Origin of the sequence: Massilia agrisoli, assembly GCF_020831365.1 — a bacterium.
Taxonomy (GTDB): domain Bacteria; phylum Pseudomonadota; class Gammaproteobacteria; order Burkholderiales; family Burkholderiaceae_D; genus Telluria_A; species Telluria_A agrisoli.
Map to the genome: position 1 here is coordinate 143,827 of NZ_JAJHPV010000010.1, position 17,854 is coordinate 161,680.

Below are 17,854 nucleotides of genomic sequence, written 5' to 3' on the forward strand. Positions count from 1 at the left end.
TAAAAAAAAGACGTCCGAAGACGTCTTTTTCGTGGTGCCGCCTGAAAATCAGAAGCGGTGACGGATGCCAACCTGGAAGGTGTGGCTGTCGTCGCCTGGCACCTTGGTGAAGCCGCCCGGCGAACCGGACACGCCTGGCGTGTACTGGCCATCGTTCTGGTTCTTGATCTTGGCGACCACGGTGTACACGTCGGTGCGCTTCGACAGGTTGTGGTCGTAGCCCAGCGCCAGCAGGGTGGCATCGCTGTTGGACGCGGTGTGGTCGTTCTGGCGTGCTGCCGATGCCATGATGCGGCCGGCGCCCATCTTGTAGTGCGCGCCCAGCTGGTAGCTGGTTGCATCGACCTGGCTGTTGCGGGTGATGTTGGTCACGAACACGTTACGCAGTGCGGCCGCGGTTGGTGCACCCAGTGGCGCCAGGGTTGGGGCGATGCTGGTGTCCCATGCGCCGATGTAGTCGCGCAGCAGGGCCGAGTTGTTGTTTTCCTGGTCGTGCCAGCCAGCGAAGAACTTGAACGCGCCGGTGGTGAACGAGCCGCCGACGGTGGTGGTCACCAGGCTCTTGCGGTCCATCCAGTCGTAGCCGCGGTTGTGGCCGACGCCGACGTCAAAGCCGTTGGCCTTGTAGGTCACGGCGATGCCCTGGAACTTGTTGTAGCGGCCGAGGTAACCGGACTGCTTGCCGCCGTACATGATCGAACCGCCCAGGCCGCCCGGGGTCGCGATACGGTACTGGACCGATTTCTGCGAGCGGATGTCCGCGCCCAGCGCGGTGAAGCCGGCAGCGCCGCCGGTGATGCCGCCCCAGGTGCCGGCGGTGCCGGTTTCGAACGCGTCAGCTGCCGCGAACACTTCGTAGCCAGGGGTGTACATGCGGCCCAGCAGGACTGCGCCAACCGGGGTGATCAGGCCAACCATCGCGGTACGGTCGAACAGCGCCTTTTCAGGGTTCACTGCAGGGCCGCCTTTTGGCTGGATGGCGTTACGGATGCCTGCCAGCAGCGCCGGTGGCAGCGCGGTCATGCCCTTGGTCAGATACAGGCCCGGGTTGTCGGTGATCAGGGTCGGGGTCTGGGTGCCGGTGTCGAGTTCGACACGCGCTTCCAGGTTGAAGATCGCCTTGTATCCACCGCCGATGTCTTCGGTACCTTTGAAGCCGATGCGCGAACCGTCAGCACCGCCACTGAAGATACGTGCCGACTCTCCCTTGGTCTTCGTGATGCCAGCGTCGGCAACACCGTAGATCTGAATGCTGGACTGTGCCATGACAGGTGCTGCGAAACAGGTAGCGATTACACCAGCGATAAATTTTGTTTTCATTGCGTCTCCAAGAGGATAATTTAGTAAAACGAACGCGCGTACTAAATTCGTTTGATCCAATATGCCATCGTTCAACATTCTTGTACAGAAAGCGAGCTCGGCCGGATTATACGGGTTGCGAAAAAGACACAGTGGAATTTGTGGCTGATAGGCGACGCAAATGCGCCGAGGGCGAAGCAGGGTTTCCCCTGGCTTCGCCCCCGTCTCCGGCTGGCAGGGCTCGCGCCCCGCCGGCTGGGTTCATCAGAATGCGTGGTTCACGCCCACTGCGTAGTGCTTGATGCTCGAGGTAGCGGTCGGGCTGATGCCGGCCTTCTTGTTCGATGCATCGAAGTACAGGTAAGTGCGCTTCGACAGGCTGTACTCGTAGCCGATCGAGAACTGCTTGGTCTTGGCAATGCCGTCCGGCGTCTTCTGGCCGTAACCGATCAGCACTTTGCCCGGGCCCATGGTGTAGTTCGCGCCCACGACCCACGAATCGGTCTCCGGGTTCACCAGGCGGGTGTGCTCCTGGTCTTGCGCGGTGTACGACGCCATCAGTTTCAGGACCGGGGTCGCCATCACCGAACCTGCGATCGACCACAGTTCCGATTCGATTGCGTTGCGCTCGGCTGCCAGCATCATCGCCACCGGACCATTCTTGTAGGTTGCCGACACCGAGAACGGGTTGGTCGACGCTTCTGCGCCGGCTGCGTACTGCGGTGCTGCCGCGGTGCCGCGGCCGATGATCGCTGCGCTCTGGTTGCCTTCTTTGGTGGCGATCGTGGTGTTGATCTGGAAACCGCCGACTTCAGGCGAGTTGTAGAACAGCGCGTTCGAGAAACGGTTGGTCGAGTTGCCGACCATGCCGAGCGGGTCGGAGGTGTAGCCGGCGACGGTCAGGTCGGTCTGGAAGCCGGCTGGGCTAGGAACGCCGTGGAATGGCTCGAACTGGGTGCTGGTCTCCTGGAACGCGGTCAGGCCACGGCCGATGCGGACCATACCGAAGCCGCCCTGCAGGCCGACGCGGCTCTGGCCCTGGAACAGCGGACGCTGGACCCCGCCGCCGCCCTGCTCGATCGTGCCGACGTCTGGTTCGTAACGAATTTCAAGTTGGAAGAGTGCTTTCAGGCCATTGCCCAGCTCTTCAGTACCCTTGAACCCCAGCGTATTGTTCGCGCGCTTGCCGATTGCCATCGACTGGTCGGTGCGCTTGATGAAGCCTGCATCGACGGTGCCGTAGATTTGAACCGCTGATTGAGCTTGTGCCACGCCGGCGAGCGAACCTAAAACGGCCAGGGCCAAAAGTGATTTTTTCATGTAGCTGTCCTCAGAAAAGTAATGCGCTTGGATAGATGGGCAGGTGTCCGGAAAATCGTCATTGATCAGGCGGCACTGCTTCGTAAATATTGTTGTTCCAGTTAATTATGGGGTCTAGTTTTAATTTGTCGGCAATAAATTGCGGCTCTGTTGTATTTTTGAAACGCAGCGACTATGACAAGCCGTCATAGGGGTTTTCCCCTGTAAGCACCGCGTAAGTTTCATGCAATCGAGGGTTTGCGCAACATCAAAGGAGATGCTGTTTTGTCTATTTTTGGCACTTTGCTGACATAGACTTGCCTGCTCGCGCCGGCTGTGGCAGGAGTGCCGCGCGATCAGTGCAGTGGTGGCAATATCGACACTGTTTCTCCCATCAAATCTTGAAGCGTCACCGATGGCAAATCGCGAAGAACTGGGAATCATCCGGGGTGCGCGCGGCGGCAACGCGGCGGCCCAGCTTGAGTTGGGCAAGCGCTACCTGTTCGGCAGCGCCGGCCTGCCGAAAAGCTTGCCGACGGCGCTGCACTGGCTCGACCGCGCCGCGCAGCAGCAATGCCGCGAGGCCTGCGAGCTGATTGGCGCGCACATCCCGATCGAACTGGCCAGCCAGAGCCAGCGTCCGCTGGCGCCCTGGTATGAGCGCGCGCACGACGCTGGCGTGGTACGGGCCGGCATGGTGTTCGCGCAACTGGTGCTGGCCGACCACGATCCCAGGCCCGAGGTGCGCGCCAAGGCGCTGCGCGCGCTCGAATCGGCGGCCGCCGCCGGCTTTGCCGACGCCGCCGAACTGCTGTCGCAGCAGCGCCGCGCCCGGGTCGGGGGCGGCGCCCAGCCAGCGCTTGCAGCCGCTGCGAGCCGGCCCGTGGTGGTGGCCGCCCCGCCCTCCAGCCTGCCCCTGATCGACGCCGCCTGGCAGGCGCGCGATTGGCCAGCCTACCTCACGCTTGCCTTGCCGCAGGCGTGGGCGCTGGTGGCCGCGAGCGCCGAACCCGGCCGCCTGCGCGCGCGGCTGGCCCCAGCCGACGTGCTGCTGCTGTCGCGCTGCGCGCAGCTGCTCGATGGCGAGCACGGCGGGTACGCGGCTGGCGCAGGCGAGATCAGGTTGTTCTGGGAGCTTGCCGCCGCCGAGAACGACCGCGACGCCCAGCTGGCGATGGGACTGTGGTGGGCGCGCATGCGCCTGGACGGCAGGCGCATGCCGCCGGGTTCCGGCTCAGCCAACTTCCGCAAGGCGACCCGCTGGCTGGCGCTGGCGGGCGAACAGGGTCTGGCCGAGGCCTGGTACGCCCTGTCGCGCATCTACATCAAGCCCGAGTTCTCCCAGCGCAACGTAGGCATGGCCCAGCGTTACCTGGAACGGGCGGCGGGCATGGGTTACCGCGCCGCCCAGCTTGAATGCGGCAACAACGCATGGCGCGCGCGCCGCGAAAACGAAAGCAACGATGTGCGCGCTGTGTACTGGCTGCAAAAGGCTTCGGCGCAAGGCTGCGCCGAAGCAAGAGCAGCGCTGGACAAGATCGCCCCGCGCGAGCCGGGCCGGCTGCCCGGGCGGCAGGCCTTGTCCGGCAGCCACCCGTTGCTGGCGGCGCGGCTGGAGCTGGCTGCGCTGTTTGGCCTCAGCCGTGCCGAAGCCCTGCTGCTCGATGTGGCACGGGCCGACCGCGGCCACTGCCTGGTGATCGATATCCGCAGCAGCTACGGTCGCAGCAAACGCCGGCTGGTGATGGTGGAAACGGCGCGCGAACGCGAAGCGCTCGACCGGATCATCAAGGTATTCGAAGGAATCGATGGCGGGCCGGGTGGACCGGAAGGGAATTACCGGCAGCGCCTGTACCGCCTGAAAACGGCGGCGCCGGGAGCCTGCCTGGACACTGACGTGGAATCGTTCGAGATGGCGGCATGAGCGCCGCCCCCGCTAGACCTCGACTTCGCCCTCGAACACTGTCACCGCCGGGCCTGACAGGAACACAGGCTGGCCCGGGCCTGCCCATGCGATCGACAACTCGCCACCGCGGGCGCTGACCCGCACCGGTGAATCGAGCAGCCCGCGGCGGATGCCCGCGACGACCGCGGCGCAGGCGCCGGTACCGCAGGCCAGGGTTTCGCCGGCGCCGCGTTCATGGACGCGCAGCCGGATGTGGTGACGCTCGACCACTTGCATGAAACCTGCATTCACGCGCGCCGGGAAGCGCGGGTGATGTTCGATCAAGGGGCCGGTTTCCGCGACCGGCGCGGTATCGACATTGTCGACCACCTGCACCGCATGCGGATTGCCCATCGAAACGACGGAAATAAACACGGTCTTGCTGCTGCCGCCGGTTTTGACCGGCAGCGGCCAGGTCGTATCGTCGCCCTCCGCCCAGCCGGCCAGGCCGGCCGCGTCGAACGGCACCTCGGCGGGGTCAAGGCGCGGCGCGCCCATGTCCACCGTGATGCTGCCGTCGGCTTCCAGGCGCGGCGCAATGATGCCCTTCATGGTCTCGACCCGGATGCTGCTCTTGCTGGTCAGGCCTTTTTCGGTGACGAACTTGACGAAGGCGCGCGCGCCATTGCCGCACTGTTCCACTTCGCTGCCGTCATTGTTGAAGATGCGGTATTTGAAATCGCAACCCTCGGTGGCCGGCTGCTGGACAACCAGGATCTGGTCGGCGCCGATGCCAAAGCGGCGGTCGGCCAGCCGCTGCCACTGGGCGGGAGAGAGTTCAATCGGCGCGGCGGTCGCATCGATCACGATGAAGTCGTTGCCCGCGCCGTGCATTTTGGTGAATTTGAGTTTCATGGGAGTCAGTATAAAGGGCTAAGCGACCGGGGCGTACGGCGACACTTCGCCTTCCGGCCGGGTCTTGTAGCGCTTGTGGGTCCAGAAATACTCGGCCGGGGCTTCGCGCACGCGCTCTTCGATAAACGCGTTCATGCGGCGCGCCGCCGTCACCATGTCGTCGCCGGGATAGTTCTCCCACGCCGGGTAGAAGGTCACCTTCCAGCCCTGGTAACCGGGCAGGAAGGTCGCCACCACGGGAATCACGGCGGCGCCGGTGCTCGCTGCGATGCGTCCAGGCGCGGTCAGGGTGGCCGCCGGGGTGCCGAAGAAATCGACAAACGCGGAATCCTTTTCGCCAAAATCCATATCCGGCAGCATAAAGTACGGCAGGTGGTCGCGCATGGCGCGAATGATCGGCTTGACGCCTTCCTTGCGCGAAAACAGCTTAACCGGGCGGAAGCGCGAGCGTCCCGCGCGCAGCACGTCGTCGAAGGCCTTGTTCTTCTGCTGCACATAAATTGAGCACAAGCTGGTTTCCAGCATCACCGCCACGCCGGCCACGTCGAGGCACACGAAGTGCGGGCACAGCAAAATGGTCGGACCGGCCTGGATCTGTTCGAGCGGAACCCGCGGCTCGACCCTGATCAGCCGGCGCAGGCGCGCCTCCGGCGCCCACCACAGGATGGCGCGCTCCCAGATGCTGCGCGAATACGCCTGGAAATGCTGGCGCGCCAGGGCAACGCGCTGCTGCTCCGACAGTTCCGGCATCGCCAGGCGCAAATTGGTCAGGGTGATATGGCGGCGCTTGCGCAGCACCATGAACAGCAGCGAGCCCACGGCTTTGCCGATGCGTCCGAGAATCGGCAGCGGCAGCCAGTGCAGCAGCCACATCAAACCCAGCAACAACCTCATGCAGCCACCTGCGCATCCGGCGCCGGTATGCCTTCGGGCTGCTTGTAGCGGTTGTAGCTCCAGAAATACTGCGCAGGGCAGCGCGCGATCAGCTGCTCCATGGCCTGGTTGATGGCGCGGGCCTGGTCGGCGATGCTGCCTTCCAGCGAGCCGGTAAACGGCACGAAGCGCACGATATAACCGCGGCCGCCGGGGCGACGCTCGGCGTAGGTCAGGATCACTTCCGGGGTGCCCATCCTGGCCAGCTTGGCGGGCAGGGTCATCGTGTATGCAGTGCGGCCGAAGAAGGGCGCCCAGACGCCTTCGCCTTCTTGCGGGACCTGGTCGGGCAGGATGCCGATCGGCTCGCCGCGTTTCAGGCACTTGGCCAGGATGCGCACGCCCGACATGTTGGCCGGCGCGAGATGCAGGTTGTGGCGCGCGCGGGCGCCTTCGATCAGCGGTTTGAGCGCCGCTTTTTTGGGCGGCCGGTACATCACGGTGAGCTTGGTGCGCAGCGCGATCTGCTGGGCGGTAATTTCAAAACAGCCCAGGTGCGGGGTCAGGAAAACGATGCCGCGGCCACTGTCCAGGACCGACGCGACATAGTCATAATTCTCTTCAGTGACGTGGGCCGCCACCCGTTCCGGCTTCGCGCACCAGACAAACGGCAGCTCGACAATGGCTTTGCCGGACTCGGCAATGGCGTGGTACAGGTGGCTGCCGAAACCGGCAGCGTCGAGGTTGCCGCGCAAGCGGCGGCGATACGACGGCGATAACAAATAAACAAGCCAACCCAGAGCTGCCCCAAGGAAATGCAGGACCGGCAAGGGGAGGGCAGACAACAGGCGGAATAGGGAAACAAGCATGAAATATTGATCGAAGTTCAAGAACGGCTAGTTGCTCAAGCCAAAAAATCGCAAGCAGCGTAAAATACCACTTTAAGCTGGATCCGCCGAGTTAATAGACAACTTGCGAAGCGGAATATAAATGTCGCTAAAGCGTCGCAGGAACAATTGGTACTGCGACATGTTCAACAGTATCAGGAGCTTCCTCCATGTCTAACGACTACCTTTTCACCTCCGAATCCGTTTCGGAAGGCCATCCCGACAAAGTCGCGGACCAGATTTCCGACGCCATCCTTGACGCGATCCTCGAGCAGGATCCAAAAGCGCGCGTGGCCGCCGAAACCCTCTGCAACACCGGTCTCGTGGTGCTGGCAGGTGAGATCACCACCCACGCAAACGTGGATTATATTCAAGTTGCGCGTGAGACCATCAAGCGCATCGGCTACGACAACACCGAATACGGCATCGACTACAAGGGTTGCGCCGTGCTGGTCGCCTACGACAAGCAGTCGCCGGACATCGCCCAGGGCGTTGACGAAGGCGCCGGTATCGACCTCGACCAGGGCGCGGGCGACCAGGGCCTGATGTTCGGCTACGCCTGCGACGAAACCGCGGAACTGATGCCAGCGGCAATCCACTACGCGCACCGCCTGGTCGAGCGCCAGTCGCAACTGCGCAAGGACGGCCGCCTGCCATGGCTGCGTCCGGATGCGAAGTCCCAGGTCACGCTGCGTTACGTCAACGGCCGCCCGGTCGCGGTCGACACGGTTGTTCTGTCGACACAGCACGCCCCGGAAGTGTCGCACTCGCAGATCGAAGAAGCGGTGATCGAGGAAATCATCAAGAAAGTGCTGCCGACCGAATGGCTGAACGGCACCCGCTACCTGGTCAACCCGACCGGCCGCTTCGTCATCGGCGGCCCGCAGGGCGACTGCGGCCTGACCGGCCGCAAGATCATCGTCGACACCTACGGCGGCGCGGCGCCGCACGGCGGTGGCGCGTTCTCGGGCAAGGACCCGTCCAAGGTCGACCGTTCGGCAGCCTACGCTGCGCGCTATGTCGCCAAGAACGTGGTGGCAGCGGGCCTGGCGCGCCAGTGCCAGGTGCAGGTCAGCTACGCGATCGGCGTGGCGCGTCCGATCAACATCACCGTGTACACCGAAGGCACCGGCGTGATCTCCGACGAGAAGATCGCCGCACTGGTGATGGAACACTTCGACCTGCGCCCGAAGGGCATCGTCCAGATGCTCGACCTGCTGCGCCCGATTTACCAGAAGAGCGCCGCCTACGGCCACTTCGGCCGCGAAGAGCCGGAGTTCACCTGGGAGCGTACCGACAAGGCCGCACTGCTGCGCGCTGAAGCGGGTCTCTGATCTGGACGAAATCGGTCAGCGTAATAAAAACGGGGCGAAAGCCCCGTTTTTTTTGGATAGTCGACCGCGATGGAGTGCAGGCTGTCGTTCAAGGCAGCTCCCCTGCCGACCCGCCGGTTATTGCCGTCATCGCTTTGCGCATGACGGCATTTTCAAGCTCGACGCCTCGGATCATTACCCGCTGTTCTTTTTCAACGTGAAACCCGTGGCGCCGGAAAAACGGCTGCGCCGTGAGACTGACATGAGAAAACAAAGTGTCAATTCCGGCGCAACGCGCAATCTCATGCAGATGGCGCATCAACGCGTTTCCGACGCCCTGGCCAGCAAACTCCGCAGCAACGAAAAAATGGTCGATATAGCCGGACGGCTGCACGTCCGCGAACGCCGCCAGCTGACCGTTCACTTCAGCCACCCAGGGCTGGTTCACCTGTATGCGGCGTATCCACTGTTCGCAAAGCTCGGCGCTCTCCTCGCGGGGCGCCCACGCTTGAATTTGAGCTGCGGTGTAGTTGCGGCGGGCCAGGCCGTGTACGGATGATTTGAAGATTGCGCGAAGAGCAATCTCTTCGCCTGCGGCGCAGGGGCGGATGTGCATGTTGAACTGGAGGAGGCGGTTGTCGATTCTGCCAGGGGCGATGACGCTATTTTACCTGTGTGTATTGCCATACTTCGAAGGCCTGGCTTCCGGCTTGTTCACCGCAGCATGACGCTGAAGTGGTTGCGGCATCTCCACAAGTGCGCAGGGAGACCGGCCCCGCCGCTGGGCAAGCCCACCCGAAAGCTGTTAAACTTCGCCATCCGAGGAGCGTTGCGACGAAATTATTTCGCCAGGCTCGGAGTCTTCAAACTGCGCTCACGTTACTTTTTTCTAACTGAAAGGAGGGCGTGATGAACGCCGTACTCAAAGATTCGCAGGACTACCACATCGCCGACATCTCCCTGGCCGCCTGGGGCGACAAGGAAATCAAGATCGCTGAAACCGAAATGCCTGGCCTGATGGCAATCCGTGAGGAATTCGCCGCCGCCCAGCCGCTCAAGGGCGCACGCATCACCGGTTCGCTGCACATGACCATCCAGACCGCCGTACTGATCCAGACGCTGGAAGCGCTGGGCGCCAAGGTCCGTTGGGCATCGTGCAACATCTACTCGACCCAGGACCACGCCGCCGCCGCCATCGCTGCCGCCGGCACCCCTGTGTTCGCCATCAAGGGCGAAACCCTGGACGAGTACTGGGATTACACCCACCGCATCTTCGAATGGCCAGCCGATGCATCGGGCCCGGTCTACTCGAACATGATCCTCGACGACGGCGGCGACGCCACCCTGCTGCTGCACCTCGGCGCGCGCGCTGAAGCGGACATCTCGGTGCTGGACAACCCGGGTTCGGAAGAAGAAATCTGCCTGTTCAACTCGATCAAGCAGCACCTGGCCGTCGACGCCCACTGGTACTCGAAGCGCCTGCCGCACATCCTCGGCGTGACCGAAGAGACCACTACCGGCGTGCACCGCCTGTACCAGATGCACAAGGACGGCAAGCTGGCCTTCCCTGCAATTAACGTCAACGACTCGGTCACCAAGTCGAAGTTCGACAACCTGTACGGCTGCCGCGAGTCGCTGGTCGACGGTATCAAGCGCGCCACCGACGTGATGATCGCCGGTAAAGTCGCCGTTATCGCCGGCTACGGCGACGTCGGCAAGGGCTCGGCCCAAGCCATGCGCGCGCTGTCGGCCCAGGTATGGGTCACCGAAATCGATCCGATCTGCGCACTTCAGGCGGCGATGGAAGGCTACCGCGTCGTGACGATGGATTACGCAGCTGAGCATGGCGACATCTTCGTCACCTGCACCGGCAACTATCACATCCTGACCGAGAAGCACATGCTGGCCATGAAAGACCAGGCCATCGTCTGCAACATCGGCCACTTCGACAACGAGATTGATGTCGCCGCACTGAAGAAGTATCAGTGGGAAAACATCAAACCGCAGGTCGACCATGTGATCTTCCCGTCGGGCAAGCGCATCATCCTGCTGGCCGAAGGCCGCCTGGTGAACCTCGGCTGCGGTACCGGCCACCCGTCGTACGTGATGAGCTCGTCGTTTGCGAACCAGACCATCGCCCAGATCGAACTGTACGCCAACACCGCCAACTACCCGGTCGGCGTGTACGTGCTGCCGAAGCACCTCGACGAGAAGGTAGCGCGCCTGCAGCTCAAAAAGCTCAACGCCCAGCTGACCGAGCTGACCGAAGAGCAGGCCGCGTACATCAACGTCCGCAAGGAAGGCCCGTACAAGCCTGAGCACTACCGCTACTAAGCGCTGGCGCCCGGCCTCGCCACCGCGGGGCCGGGTTGTTGTACAGTTGACGTTCCTTAACTTTTCGATGAGCGGGGCTTGCCCCGGACCTTCCCATGCGCCTATTGTTGACCTGGTTGATCAATGCTGCAGCCCTGTTCGCGCTGCCTTTCCTGATGAGCTCCGTAACGGTAACCAACGTTGGCGCGGCGCTGGTCGCCGCCCTCGTGCTGGGGCTGGTGAACACCCTGGTGCGCCCGGTGCTGGTGCTGCTGACCTTGCCTGTGACTTTCCTGTCGCTCGGACTGTTCCTGCTCGTCATTAACGCATTGTTGTTCTGGGGTGTGGCGCACTTCGTTGAAGGTTTCCATGTCGAAGGGTTCTGGTCGGCTTTCCTGGCTGCGATCCTGTACAGCGTCATCTCATGGGCGCTGTCTACCTTACTCCTCAAAAACAATGGAAACGCATAATTTCAGTATCGAATTCTTCCCGCCGAAAACGGCGGAAGGCGCTGAGAAGCTGCGCGCCGTGCGCGAAAAACTCGCGCTGCTGAATCCGAAGTATTTTTCGGTGACCTTCGGCGCCGGCGGCAGCACCCAGCAGGGCACGCTCGATACCGTGCTCGAAATCAAACAGGCCGGCTACGTGGCCGCGCCCCACCTGTCCTGTGTCGGCGGCAGCCGCGAATCGATCCGCGCCATCCTCCAGCAATTCAAGGACAACGGCATCGACCGCGTGGTGGCATTGCGCGGCGACCTGCCAAGCGGTTACGGCGGCGCCGGCGAGTTCCGCTACGCCAATGAGCTGGTCGAATTCATCCGCGCCGAAACGGGCGACTGGTTCCACATCGAAGTGGCGGCCTATCCGGAAGTGCATCCGCAAGCGCGCTCGCCGCAGGACGACCTGCAGAACTTCGCGCGCAAGGTCAAGGCCGGCGCGAACGCTGCAATCACCCAGTATTTTTACAACGCCGACGCTTACTTCGCCTTCATGGACGAGACGCGCAAACTGGGTATCGATGTACCGGTGGTGGCGGGCATCATGCCGATCACCAATTACACCCAGCTGATGCGCTTTTCGGAGATGTGCGGCGCCGAGATCCCGCGCTGGGTGCGGCTCAAGCTGGCCAGCTTCGGCGACGACAGCGCCTCGATCAAGGCCTTCGGCCTCGACGTGGTCAGCCAGATGTGCGAGCGCCTGCTCAAAGGCGGCGCGCCCGGGCTGCACTTCTACAGCATGAACCAGGCGGCGGCCACCACCGCGCTGTGGGAGCGTATCGCCAGCCGTTAAGCCTGCTCGGTAATGATCAGGTCGAGCGCGACATCGTGCGGGTCGTCAGCGAAACAGGCCGCGGCCAGCGCGTAGGCGATGCCCAGGGTGAGGGGGCGCGGATGCGGCGCCAGCGTGCGGTCGTAATAGCCGCCCCCGTAGCCCAGGCGGTAGCCGTGCTGGTTAAATCCCAGGCACGGAATCATCAAGGTGTGCGGGCGCGCCACGGGCCGCAGCAGTTGCGGCACCGCGACGCCCATGCGGTCGCGCGCCATCTCTTCCCCAGGCTCCCAGTGGGCAAATCCAAGCGGTGCGTCTTTTTCATGCACCACCGGCAGCGCCAGCCGCACGCCGGCGCGCGCCAGTTCGACATACGCCGGACGCAGGTCAGGCTCGCCCGCCAGCGGCCAGTACACCCCGATGTCGCCGGGCTTTTCGGTGTCCCACCACGCCAGTACGTTGGCGCAGATTTGAGCATCCCAATGCTGTTTTTGCAGCGGGTCGAGCGCGCGCCGCGCCGCCATCAGCGCCTTGCGCAAGGCCGCCTTGTCACCAGGTGAAATGACTGTTGTTTCCCCGGTCGTGCAGGGTGGCAAGGCGTTGCTATCGCGTGGTATTCTTGATTCGCCGGTCATGTGTTCACTGAAGTTTCGTTGAGAGTTGAGTATTGACATACCTACCGAAATTATTCGCCGGCGCCTTGCTTGCCGCTTCCTGCCTGACTTCAGCTGTCGCCCAGTCGACTGAGGGAGCCGCAATTGCGCGCGCCGACGAGGACATCTTCATGCTGCTGCGCGAGGCCGCCCGCCAGGGCGACGCCGCCAAGGCCACCGCTTACGCGTCGCGCCTGCCGAACCATGAGTTCGCACCCTACGTTGAATATTATCGTCTGAAACCGCAGCTGCGCACCGCATCGCCCGCAGAAGTGCTCGGTTTCCTCACGCGCCACAACGGCAGCGCCATCGCCGAGCGCATGCGCATCGACTGGCTGCTTGAACTTGGCCGCGCGCGCGACTGGAACAATTTTGACCAGCAGCTGCCGCTGGTAGTCTCGGGCGACGACCTCCAGCTCAAATGCTATGCGCTGCTCTCGCGCCTGGCCAAAGGCGAGAACGTGGCCGCCGATGCGCGCCTGTTGCTGCTCCAGCCGCCAGCCTACGGCGACGCCTGCGCCGCGCTGATTTCCGGGCTGGCGCAGTCGGGCCAGTTCAGCGCCGACGACCTGCTGTTCCAGCTGCGCCTCGCCGGCGAGATGGACGCCACGGGGCCGTCGCGCCGCACCGCGCTGCTGCTTGGCGCATCCGACACGCGCGCCGCGCAGGCAGTGGACATGCCGGCGCTGGCGATGGCGCGCGGCGTCGGCGACACCCGCGCCGATCGGGCCATTTACCTTGTCGCCGTGTCGCGCCTGGCCCGCACCACCCTGAACCTGGCGGTCGTGGCGCTCGAAAAAAACGCGCCCAGGTTTGACCGTACCGAACTGGCAATCGGCTGGGCCGGGATCGCGCACGCGGCGTCGCTTGCGCTCGACCCGGATGCTTATATCTATTGGCAAAAGGCCGCCGCAGCGCCGTTGACCAACGAGCAGTTCCAGTGGAAGACCCGCATCGCGCTGCGCCGGCAGGACTGGAAAACGGTGGCCGACACCATCCATGCGATGCCCGAGCGCCTGCGCAGCGACCCAACCTGGACCTACTGGCTGGCGCGCGCGATGCAGGCCACCGCCAATGGCGCGCAGAATCCGGAAGCGCTGGCGATGTACCAGCGCATCGCCGACCGCAACCACTTCTACGGCCAGCTGGCGCTCGAAGAGCTGGGCCAGAAAATCGCCGTGCCGCCGGCTCCGGCGCCGCTTACCGCCGCCGAAATCACGGCCATCGAAGGCAACCAGGGACTACAGCGCGCGCTGCGCTTCTTTAACCTGCGCCTGCGCGCCGAAGGCGCGCGCGAGTGGAACTGGGAGCTGCGCAAGTTCAGCGAGCGCGAGCTGCTTGCCGCCGCCGATTTCGCGCGCCGCCACGACATCCTCGACCGCATGGTCAACACGTCCGAGCGCACCCGCACCATGTTCGACTATACCCAGCGCTTCCCGGCCCCGCACCACGACATCCTGGCCCCGACCACGCAGGACCTTGGCCTCGACAAGGCCTGGGTGTATGGCCTGATCCGCCAGGAGTCGCGCTTCATCCTCGATGCGCGTTCCAGCGTGGGCGCGTCCGGCCTGATGCAGGTGATGCCGGGAACCGGCGACTACGTGGCGCGCAAGATCGGCCTTGGCGAATACGTCAAGGGCAAGCTGACCGACCTGCGCACCAACATCGTACTGGGCGCGAACTACATGAACATGGTGCTGCAGGGGGCGGGCGGATCGCAGCCGGTGGCCACCGCCGCCTACAACGCAGGCCCGAGCCGGCCGCGCCGCTGGCGCGCCAATTTGTCGGAGCCGATGGAGGGCGCGGTCTTCGCCGAATCGATCCCGTTTACCGAAACACGCATCTACGTCAAGAACGTGATGGCCAACGCGACCAACTACGCGGCGCTGTTCGAGAACAAGCCGCAGTCGCTGAAAGCGCGCCTCGGCAACGTCATGCCACCAGGGAAAGCGGGCGATACCCTGCCGTGATTTTGCCAAAGTGGTATTCTTGACCATAGTTCAAGCACTGTGGCATAACCAGAGGCGAGCCACCGTTCAGCGTCGTTCCCGCGAATGCGGGAACCCATGCATCGCTGTGCGACCGTTGTATGGATTCCCGCTTTCGCGGGAACGACGGTCTCACATATGACGGTGACCGAGCCTCCCCAACCGGGCGGACTCATGGCAGACATGGAAGACATGGCAGTAGTAGTGTTCGGCGGCTCCGGCTTTATCGGCAGCCATCTGGTGGCGCGCTTGTCGGAAGAGGGCGTGCGCACCATCGTCCCCACCCGGCGCGCCGAGCGCGCGCGGCATCTCACTTTCCTGCCGCGCGTTGAAGTGGTCGAAGCCGACATCGGCGACGACGCCACCTTGCGCCGCCTGCTGGCCGGGCGCGACGCCGCGATCAACCTGGTCGGCGTGCTGCACTCGCGGCGCGGCAATCCGTACGGCCCCGAGTTTGCCCACGCCCACGTCGAACTGCCGCGCCGGATCGTGGGCGCCTGCGCCGAGATGGGCGTCAAGCGCTACCTGCACATGAGCGCTCTGGGCGCCGATTCGGATGGCCCGTCGATGTACCAGCGTTCCAAGGCCGCCGGCGAAATGGCCGCGCGCGCCGAGCCCGAAGTAGCCGCCACCATCTTCCGCCCGTCGGTGGTATTCGGCCCGGGAGACAACTTCCTCAACATGTTCGCGCGCCTGCAGAAGCACTTGCCGGTGATCCCGCTGGCCTGCGCCGACACCGACTTCCAGCCGGTGTACGTGGGCGACGTGGCCAGCGCCTACGTGCACGCGCTGGCCGACCCCAAATCGCGCCACCTGGTGTATGAGCTGGGCGGCCCGACCATCTATCCGCTGATTGAACTGGTGCGCATGGCTGGCCGCTACTCGCAGCACCCGCGCCCGATTATCCGCCTGCCCGACGCACTGGCGCGGCTGCAGGCGATGATCTTCGAAATGCTGCCCGGTACGCCTTTGATCACCCGCGACAACCTCGACTCGATGAAGGTCGATAACGTGGTCGACCCGGCGATCCAGTCCTTGACAGCGGCGAACCTCGGCATCAAGCTCACGGCCATCGAAGCGGTGGCGCCGCACTACCTGTCGCCATCGGAGCCGTACGACCAGTTTCGCGCCCGCGCCGGACGCTGAGAACTTCCTTTAACCACCCACAGACCCACGCACATGCAAACGACTGAACTCGACCCGACCCTTTCGCAAACCCTTGACGACGCCCGCAAGGCCGGCCTCACCCTCGTCATCGGTAACAAGAACTACTCGTCGTGGTCGATGCGTCCGTGGGTGGCGATGACGGCGTTCGGCATCCCGTTCACCGAAGTGCGCGTCCTGCTCGACAAGCCGGACACCGCCGCCCGCATTGCCGAATATTCGGCCGCTGGCCGCGTGCCGGTGCTGGTCGCCGGCGAGATCACGATCTGGGACAGCCTGGCGATCTGCGAATACCTCGCCGAGCAGTTCCAGGAAAAGCACATGTGGCCGCAGGACGTGGCCGCACGCGCAATGGCCCGCGCCGTCAGCGCCGAAATGCACTCGGGCTTCTCCGACCTGCGCACGGCGATGCCGATGAACATCCGCGCCAGCCTGCCGGGCCGCGGCCGCACACCAGGCTCGCAGGGCGATATCGGCCGCATCTGCGAGATCTGGGAAGAGTGCCTGTCGCGCTTCGGCCATCACCAGTTCCTGTTCGGCGAGTTCTCGATTGCCGACGCGTTCTACGCGCCGGTGGTGATGCGTTTCCGTACCTACGGTGTGTCGCTCGCGCCGGCGCTCCAGGCCTACTGCGACCGCGTCGCCGCGCATCCTGCGGTAGCGCGCTGGATCAGCGAAGCGCTGGCTGAAACTGAAACCGCCGACAAGCACGACCAGGAACTGCCGAAGTAATCGCGATGAAAACCTATATCGTCGGCGGCGCCGTGCGCGACGAGCTGCTGGGGCTTGCGGTCAAGGACCGCGACTGGGTCGTCGTGGGCGCCACGCCGGAGGCGATGGTGGCCAAAGGCTTCCGCCCGGTCGGCAAGGACTTCCCGGTCTTCCTGCATCCCGACACACAGGAAGAGTACGCGCTGGCGCGCACCGAGCGCAAAACCGCGCCGGGTTACCGCGGCTTCGTGTTCCACACCTCGCCGGACGTCACGCTGGAGGACGACCTGGTGCGGCGCGACCTGACCATCAATGCGATCGCGCGTTCCGCCGACGGCACGCTGACCGATCCGTTCGGCGGCCAGGAAGACATCCGCAACAAGGTATTTCGCCACGTGTCCACTGCGTTTGGCGAAGACCCGGTGCGCATCCTGCGCGTGGCGCGCTTCGCCGCCCGCTTCCCGCAGTTTTGCGTTGCGCCTGAAACCAATGCGCTGATGCGCAAGATGGTCGAGGAGGGCGAGGTCGATGCGCTGGTGCCTGAACGCGTGTGGCAGGAGGTGTCGCGCGGCCTGATGGAGCAAAAGCCGTCGCGCATGCTGGAGGTGCTGCGCGACTGCGGCGCACTGGCGCGCATCATGCCCGAGCTGGACAAGCTGTGGGGCGTGCCGCAGCCGCCGCTGCACCATCCCGAAGTCGACACCGGCGTGCACATGATGATGGTGGTCGACTACGCTGCCGACGCGGGCTACGAGCTCGAAGTGCGCTTCGCCGCGCTGATGCACGACCTTGGCAAAGGCGTCACGCCGCCGGAAGCATGGCCCAGCCACCACGGCCACGAAGGCCTGGGCCTCAAGCTGATCGACCAGCTGTGCCGGCGCCTGAAGGTGCCCAACGACTGCCGCGAACTGGCATTGATGACCGCGCGCGAGCATGGCAATGTGTCGCGCGCCGGGATCCTGCGCCCGAATACGCTGGTGACCTTGTTCGAACGCTGCGATGCGTTCCGCAAGCCGCAGCGGTTTGAACAGATGCTGCGCGCGTCCGAATGCGATTTCCGCGGGCGCGGCAATGCCGAGGCCAGCTTCCGCGACAAGCCGTTCCCGCAGGCGGCGCACCTGCTGCGCGCGCTGGATGCTGCACGCGCCGTGGACGCTGGCGCGGTGGCGCTGCGCTACGCCGAACAGAAGCAGCGGATTGCGCAGGCGGTGCATGCGAGCCGGGTAGCGGCCGTCCGGGCAGCGTTGCGTTTGCCGCACGGAAACTAATGCTTACAAAGTCGCGC

16 protein-coding genes and 1 riboswitch are annotated in these 17,854 nt (G+C 64.1%); of the genes, 9 read left to right on the forward strand and 7 right to left on the reverse strand.

Annotation, left to right across the window (positions count from 1 at the left end):
* Positions 1 to 48: 48 nt before the first annotated feature.
* Together LMJ30_RS07160 and LMJ30_RS07165 are read right to left on the reverse strand one after the other, a co-directional pair.
* On the reverse strand, positions 49 to 1,320 hold the full coding sequence (locus LMJ30_RS07160; RefSeq protein WP_267869579.1) for a porin: 1,272 nt from the start codon (positions 1,318 to 1,320) through the stop codon (positions 49 to 51).
* A 243-nt stretch (positions 1,321 to 1,563) separates the two neighbouring features.
* Positions 1,564 to 2,619, reverse strand: coding sequence for a porin (locus tag LMJ30_RS07165; protein WP_229431651.1), 1,056 nt, complete (start codon positions 2,617 to 2,619; stop codon positions 1,564 to 1,566).
* A 394-nt stretch (positions 2,620 to 3,013) separates the two neighbouring features.
* Here LMJ30_RS07165 and LMJ30_RS07170 point away from each other — a divergent pair, with 394 nt between their 5' ends.
* Positions 3,014 to 4,522, forward strand: a complete 1,509-nt coding sequence (locus tag LMJ30_RS07170; protein ID WP_229431652.1) for a hypothetical protein — start codon at positions 3,014 to 3,016, stop codon at positions 4,520 to 4,522.
* Between the two features lie 12 nt (positions 4,523 to 4,534).
* On the opposite strand, the gene dapF is transcribed toward LMJ30_RS07170, so the two are convergent.
* The 3 genes from dapF to LMJ30_RS07185 are packed head-to-tail and all read right to left on the reverse strand — an operon-like array spanning position 4,535 to position 7,140.
* Positions 4,535 to 5,398 (reverse strand): diaminopimelate epimerase, encoded by an 864-nt coding sequence (dapF, locus tag LMJ30_RS07175; protein ID WP_229431653.1) that lies wholly within the window; start codon positions 5,396 to 5,398, stop codon positions 4,535 to 4,537.
* A gap of 18 nt (positions 5,399 to 5,416) precedes the next feature.
* Positions 5,417 to 6,292, reverse strand: a complete 876-nt coding sequence (locus LMJ30_RS07180; protein ID WP_229431654.1) for a lysophospholipid acyltransferase family protein — start codon at positions 6,290 to 6,292, stop codon at positions 5,417 to 5,419.
* Positions 6,289 to 7,140: a lysophospholipid acyltransferase family protein gene (locus LMJ30_RS07185; protein WP_229431655.1), complete on the reverse strand. Its 852-nt coding sequence runs from the start codon at positions 7,138 to 7,140 to the stop codon at positions 6,289 to 6,291. Before LMJ30_RS07185 ends, LMJ30_RS07180 begins: the two co-directional genes overlap by 4 nt.
* 188 nt (positions 7,141 to 7,328) lie before the next feature.
* Here LMJ30_RS07185 and metK point away from each other — a divergent pair, with 188 nt between their 5' ends.
* Positions 7,329 to 8,492 (forward strand): methionine adenosyltransferase, encoded by a 1,164-nt coding sequence (metK, locus tag LMJ30_RS07190; protein ID WP_229431656.1) that lies wholly within the window; start codon positions 7,329 to 7,331, stop codon positions 8,490 to 8,492.
* 88 nt (positions 8,493 to 8,580) lie between these two features.
* On the opposite strand, the gene LMJ30_RS07195 is transcribed toward metK, so the two are convergent.
* Positions 8,581 to 9,087, reverse strand: coding sequence for a GNAT family N-acetyltransferase (locus LMJ30_RS07195; RefSeq protein ID WP_229431657.1), 507 nt, complete (start codon positions 9,085 to 9,087; stop codon positions 8,581 to 8,583).
* A 199-nt stretch (positions 9,088 to 9,286) separates the two neighbouring features.
* Positions 9,287 to 9,354: riboswitch (S-adenosyl-L-homocysteine riboswitch) on the forward strand.
* Between the two features lie 26 nt (positions 9,355 to 9,380).
* On the opposite strand from LMJ30_RS07195, the gene ahcY reads away from it, so the two are divergent.
* The 3 genes from ahcY (at position 9,381) to metF (ending at position 12,074) form a co-directional block, all read left to right on the forward strand.
* Positions 9,381 to 10,805, forward strand: a complete 1,425-nt coding sequence (gene ahcY, locus LMJ30_RS07200; protein ID WP_229431658.1) for an adenosylhomocysteinase — start codon at positions 9,381 to 9,383, stop codon at positions 10,803 to 10,805.
* Between the two features lie 95 nt (positions 10,806 to 10,900).
* Positions 10,901 to 11,254, forward strand: a complete 354-nt coding sequence (locus LMJ30_RS07205; RefSeq protein ID WP_229431659.1) for a phage holin family protein — start codon at positions 10,901 to 10,903, stop codon at positions 11,252 to 11,254.
* Positions 11,241 to 12,074: a methylenetetrahydrofolate reductase [NAD(P)H] gene (gene metF / locus LMJ30_RS07210; protein WP_229431660.1), complete on the forward strand. Its 834-nt coding sequence runs from the start codon at positions 11,241 to 11,243 to the stop codon at positions 12,072 to 12,074. The genes LMJ30_RS07205 and metF overlap by 14 nt, the downstream gene beginning before the upstream one ends.
* Here the strand turns inward: metF and LMJ30_RS07215 are convergent.
* Entirely contained in the window at positions 12,071 to 12,592 is a 522-nt protein-coding gene (locus LMJ30_RS07215; protein WP_229431661.1) for a 5-formyltetrahydrofolate cyclo-ligase, read from the reverse strand. The genes metF and LMJ30_RS07215 overlap by 4 nt on opposite strands.
* A 128-nt stretch (positions 12,593 to 12,720) precedes the next feature.
* Between LMJ30_RS07215 and LMJ30_RS07220 the strand changes: the two genes are divergently transcribed.
* The 4 genes from LMJ30_RS07220 (at position 12,721) to LMJ30_RS07235 (ending at position 17,837) form a co-directional block, all read left to right on the forward strand.
* Complete coding sequence (locus tag LMJ30_RS07220) at positions 12,721 to 14,676, forward strand: lytic transglycosylase domain-containing protein (RefSeq protein WP_229431662.1); 1,956 nt, start codon at positions 12,721 to 12,723, stop codon at positions 14,674 to 14,676.
* 201 nt (positions 14,677 to 14,877) lie between these two features.
* The gene (locus LMJ30_RS07225; RefSeq protein ID WP_229431692.1) at positions 14,878 to 15,840 is read left to right on the forward strand and encodes a complex I NDUFA9 subunit family protein; all 963 of its coding nucleotides are present in this window, start codon (positions 14,878 to 14,880) and stop codon (positions 15,838 to 15,840) included.
* A 33-nt stretch (positions 15,841 to 15,873) separates the two neighbouring features.
* Positions 15,874 to 16,590 carry a glutathione S-transferase family protein gene (locus LMJ30_RS07230; RefSeq protein WP_229431663.1) on the forward strand — a complete coding sequence of 239 codons (717 nt, stop codon included), beginning with the start codon at positions 15,874 to 15,876 and terminating at the stop codon, positions 16,588 to 16,590.
* 5 nt (positions 16,591 to 16,595) lie between these two features.
* On the forward strand, positions 16,596 to 17,837 hold the full coding sequence (locus tag LMJ30_RS07235) for a multifunctional CCA addition/repair protein (protein WP_229431664.1): 1,242 nt from the start codon (positions 16,596 to 16,598) through the stop codon (positions 17,835 to 17,837).
* Positions 17,838 to 17,854: the final 17 nt, after the last annotated feature.

Excerpts from the sequence above, each read along its gene's own strand:
- LMJ30_RS07185 (WP_229431655.1), bottom strand. The coding sequence starts at position 7,140 with ATGCTTGTTTCCCTATTCCGCCTGTTGTCTGCCCTCCCCTTGCCGGTC.
- LMJ30_RS07235 (WP_229431664.1), top strand. The coding sequence starts at position 16,596 with ATGAAAACCTATATCGTCGGCGGCGCCGTGCGCGACGAGCTGCTGGGG.
- dapF (WP_229431653.1), bottom strand. The coding sequence starts at position 5,398 with ATGAAACTCAAATTCACCAAAATGCACGGCGCGGGCAACGACTTCATC.
- LMJ30_RS07225 (WP_229431692.1), top strand. The coding sequence starts at position 14,878 with ATGGAAGACATGGCAGTAGTAGTGTTCGGCGGCTCCGGCTTTATCGGC.
- metF (WP_229431660.1), top strand. The coding sequence starts at position 11,241 with ATGGAAACGCATAATTTCAGTATCGAATTCTTCCCGCCGAAAACGGCG.
- LMJ30_RS07195 (WP_229431657.1), bottom strand. The coding sequence starts at position 9,087 with ATGCACATCCGCCCCTGCGCCGCAGGCGAAGAGATTGCTCTTCGCGCA.
- metK (WP_229431656.1), top strand. The coding sequence starts at position 7,329 with ATGTCTAACGACTACCTTTTCACCTCCGAATCCGTTTCGGAAGGCCAT.
- LMJ30_RS07230 (WP_229431663.1), top strand. The coding sequence starts at position 15,874 with ATGCAAACGACTGAACTCGACCCGACCCTTTCGCAAACCCTTGACGAC.
- LMJ30_RS07205 (WP_229431659.1), top strand. The coding sequence starts at position 10,901 with ATGCGCCTATTGTTGACCTGGTTGATCAATGCTGCAGCCCTGTTCGCG.
- LMJ30_RS07180 (WP_229431654.1), bottom strand. The coding sequence starts at position 6,292 with ATGAGGTTGTTGCTGGGTTTGATGTGGCTGCTGCACTGGCTGCCGCTG.
- LMJ30_RS07165 (WP_229431651.1), bottom strand. The coding sequence starts at position 2,619 with ATGAAAAAATCACTTTTGGCCCTGGCCGTTTTAGGTTCGCTCGCCGGC.
- ahcY (WP_229431658.1), top strand. The coding sequence starts at position 9,381 with ATGAACGCCGTACTCAAAGATTCGCAGGACTACCACATCGCCGACATC.
- LMJ30_RS07170 (WP_229431652.1), top strand. The coding sequence starts at position 3,014 with ATGGCAAATCGCGAAGAACTGGGAATCATCCGGGGTGCGCGCGGCGGC.
- LMJ30_RS07160 (WP_267869579.1), bottom strand. The coding sequence starts at position 1,320 with ATGAAAACAAAATTTATCGCTGGTGTAATCGCTACCTGTTTCGCAGCA.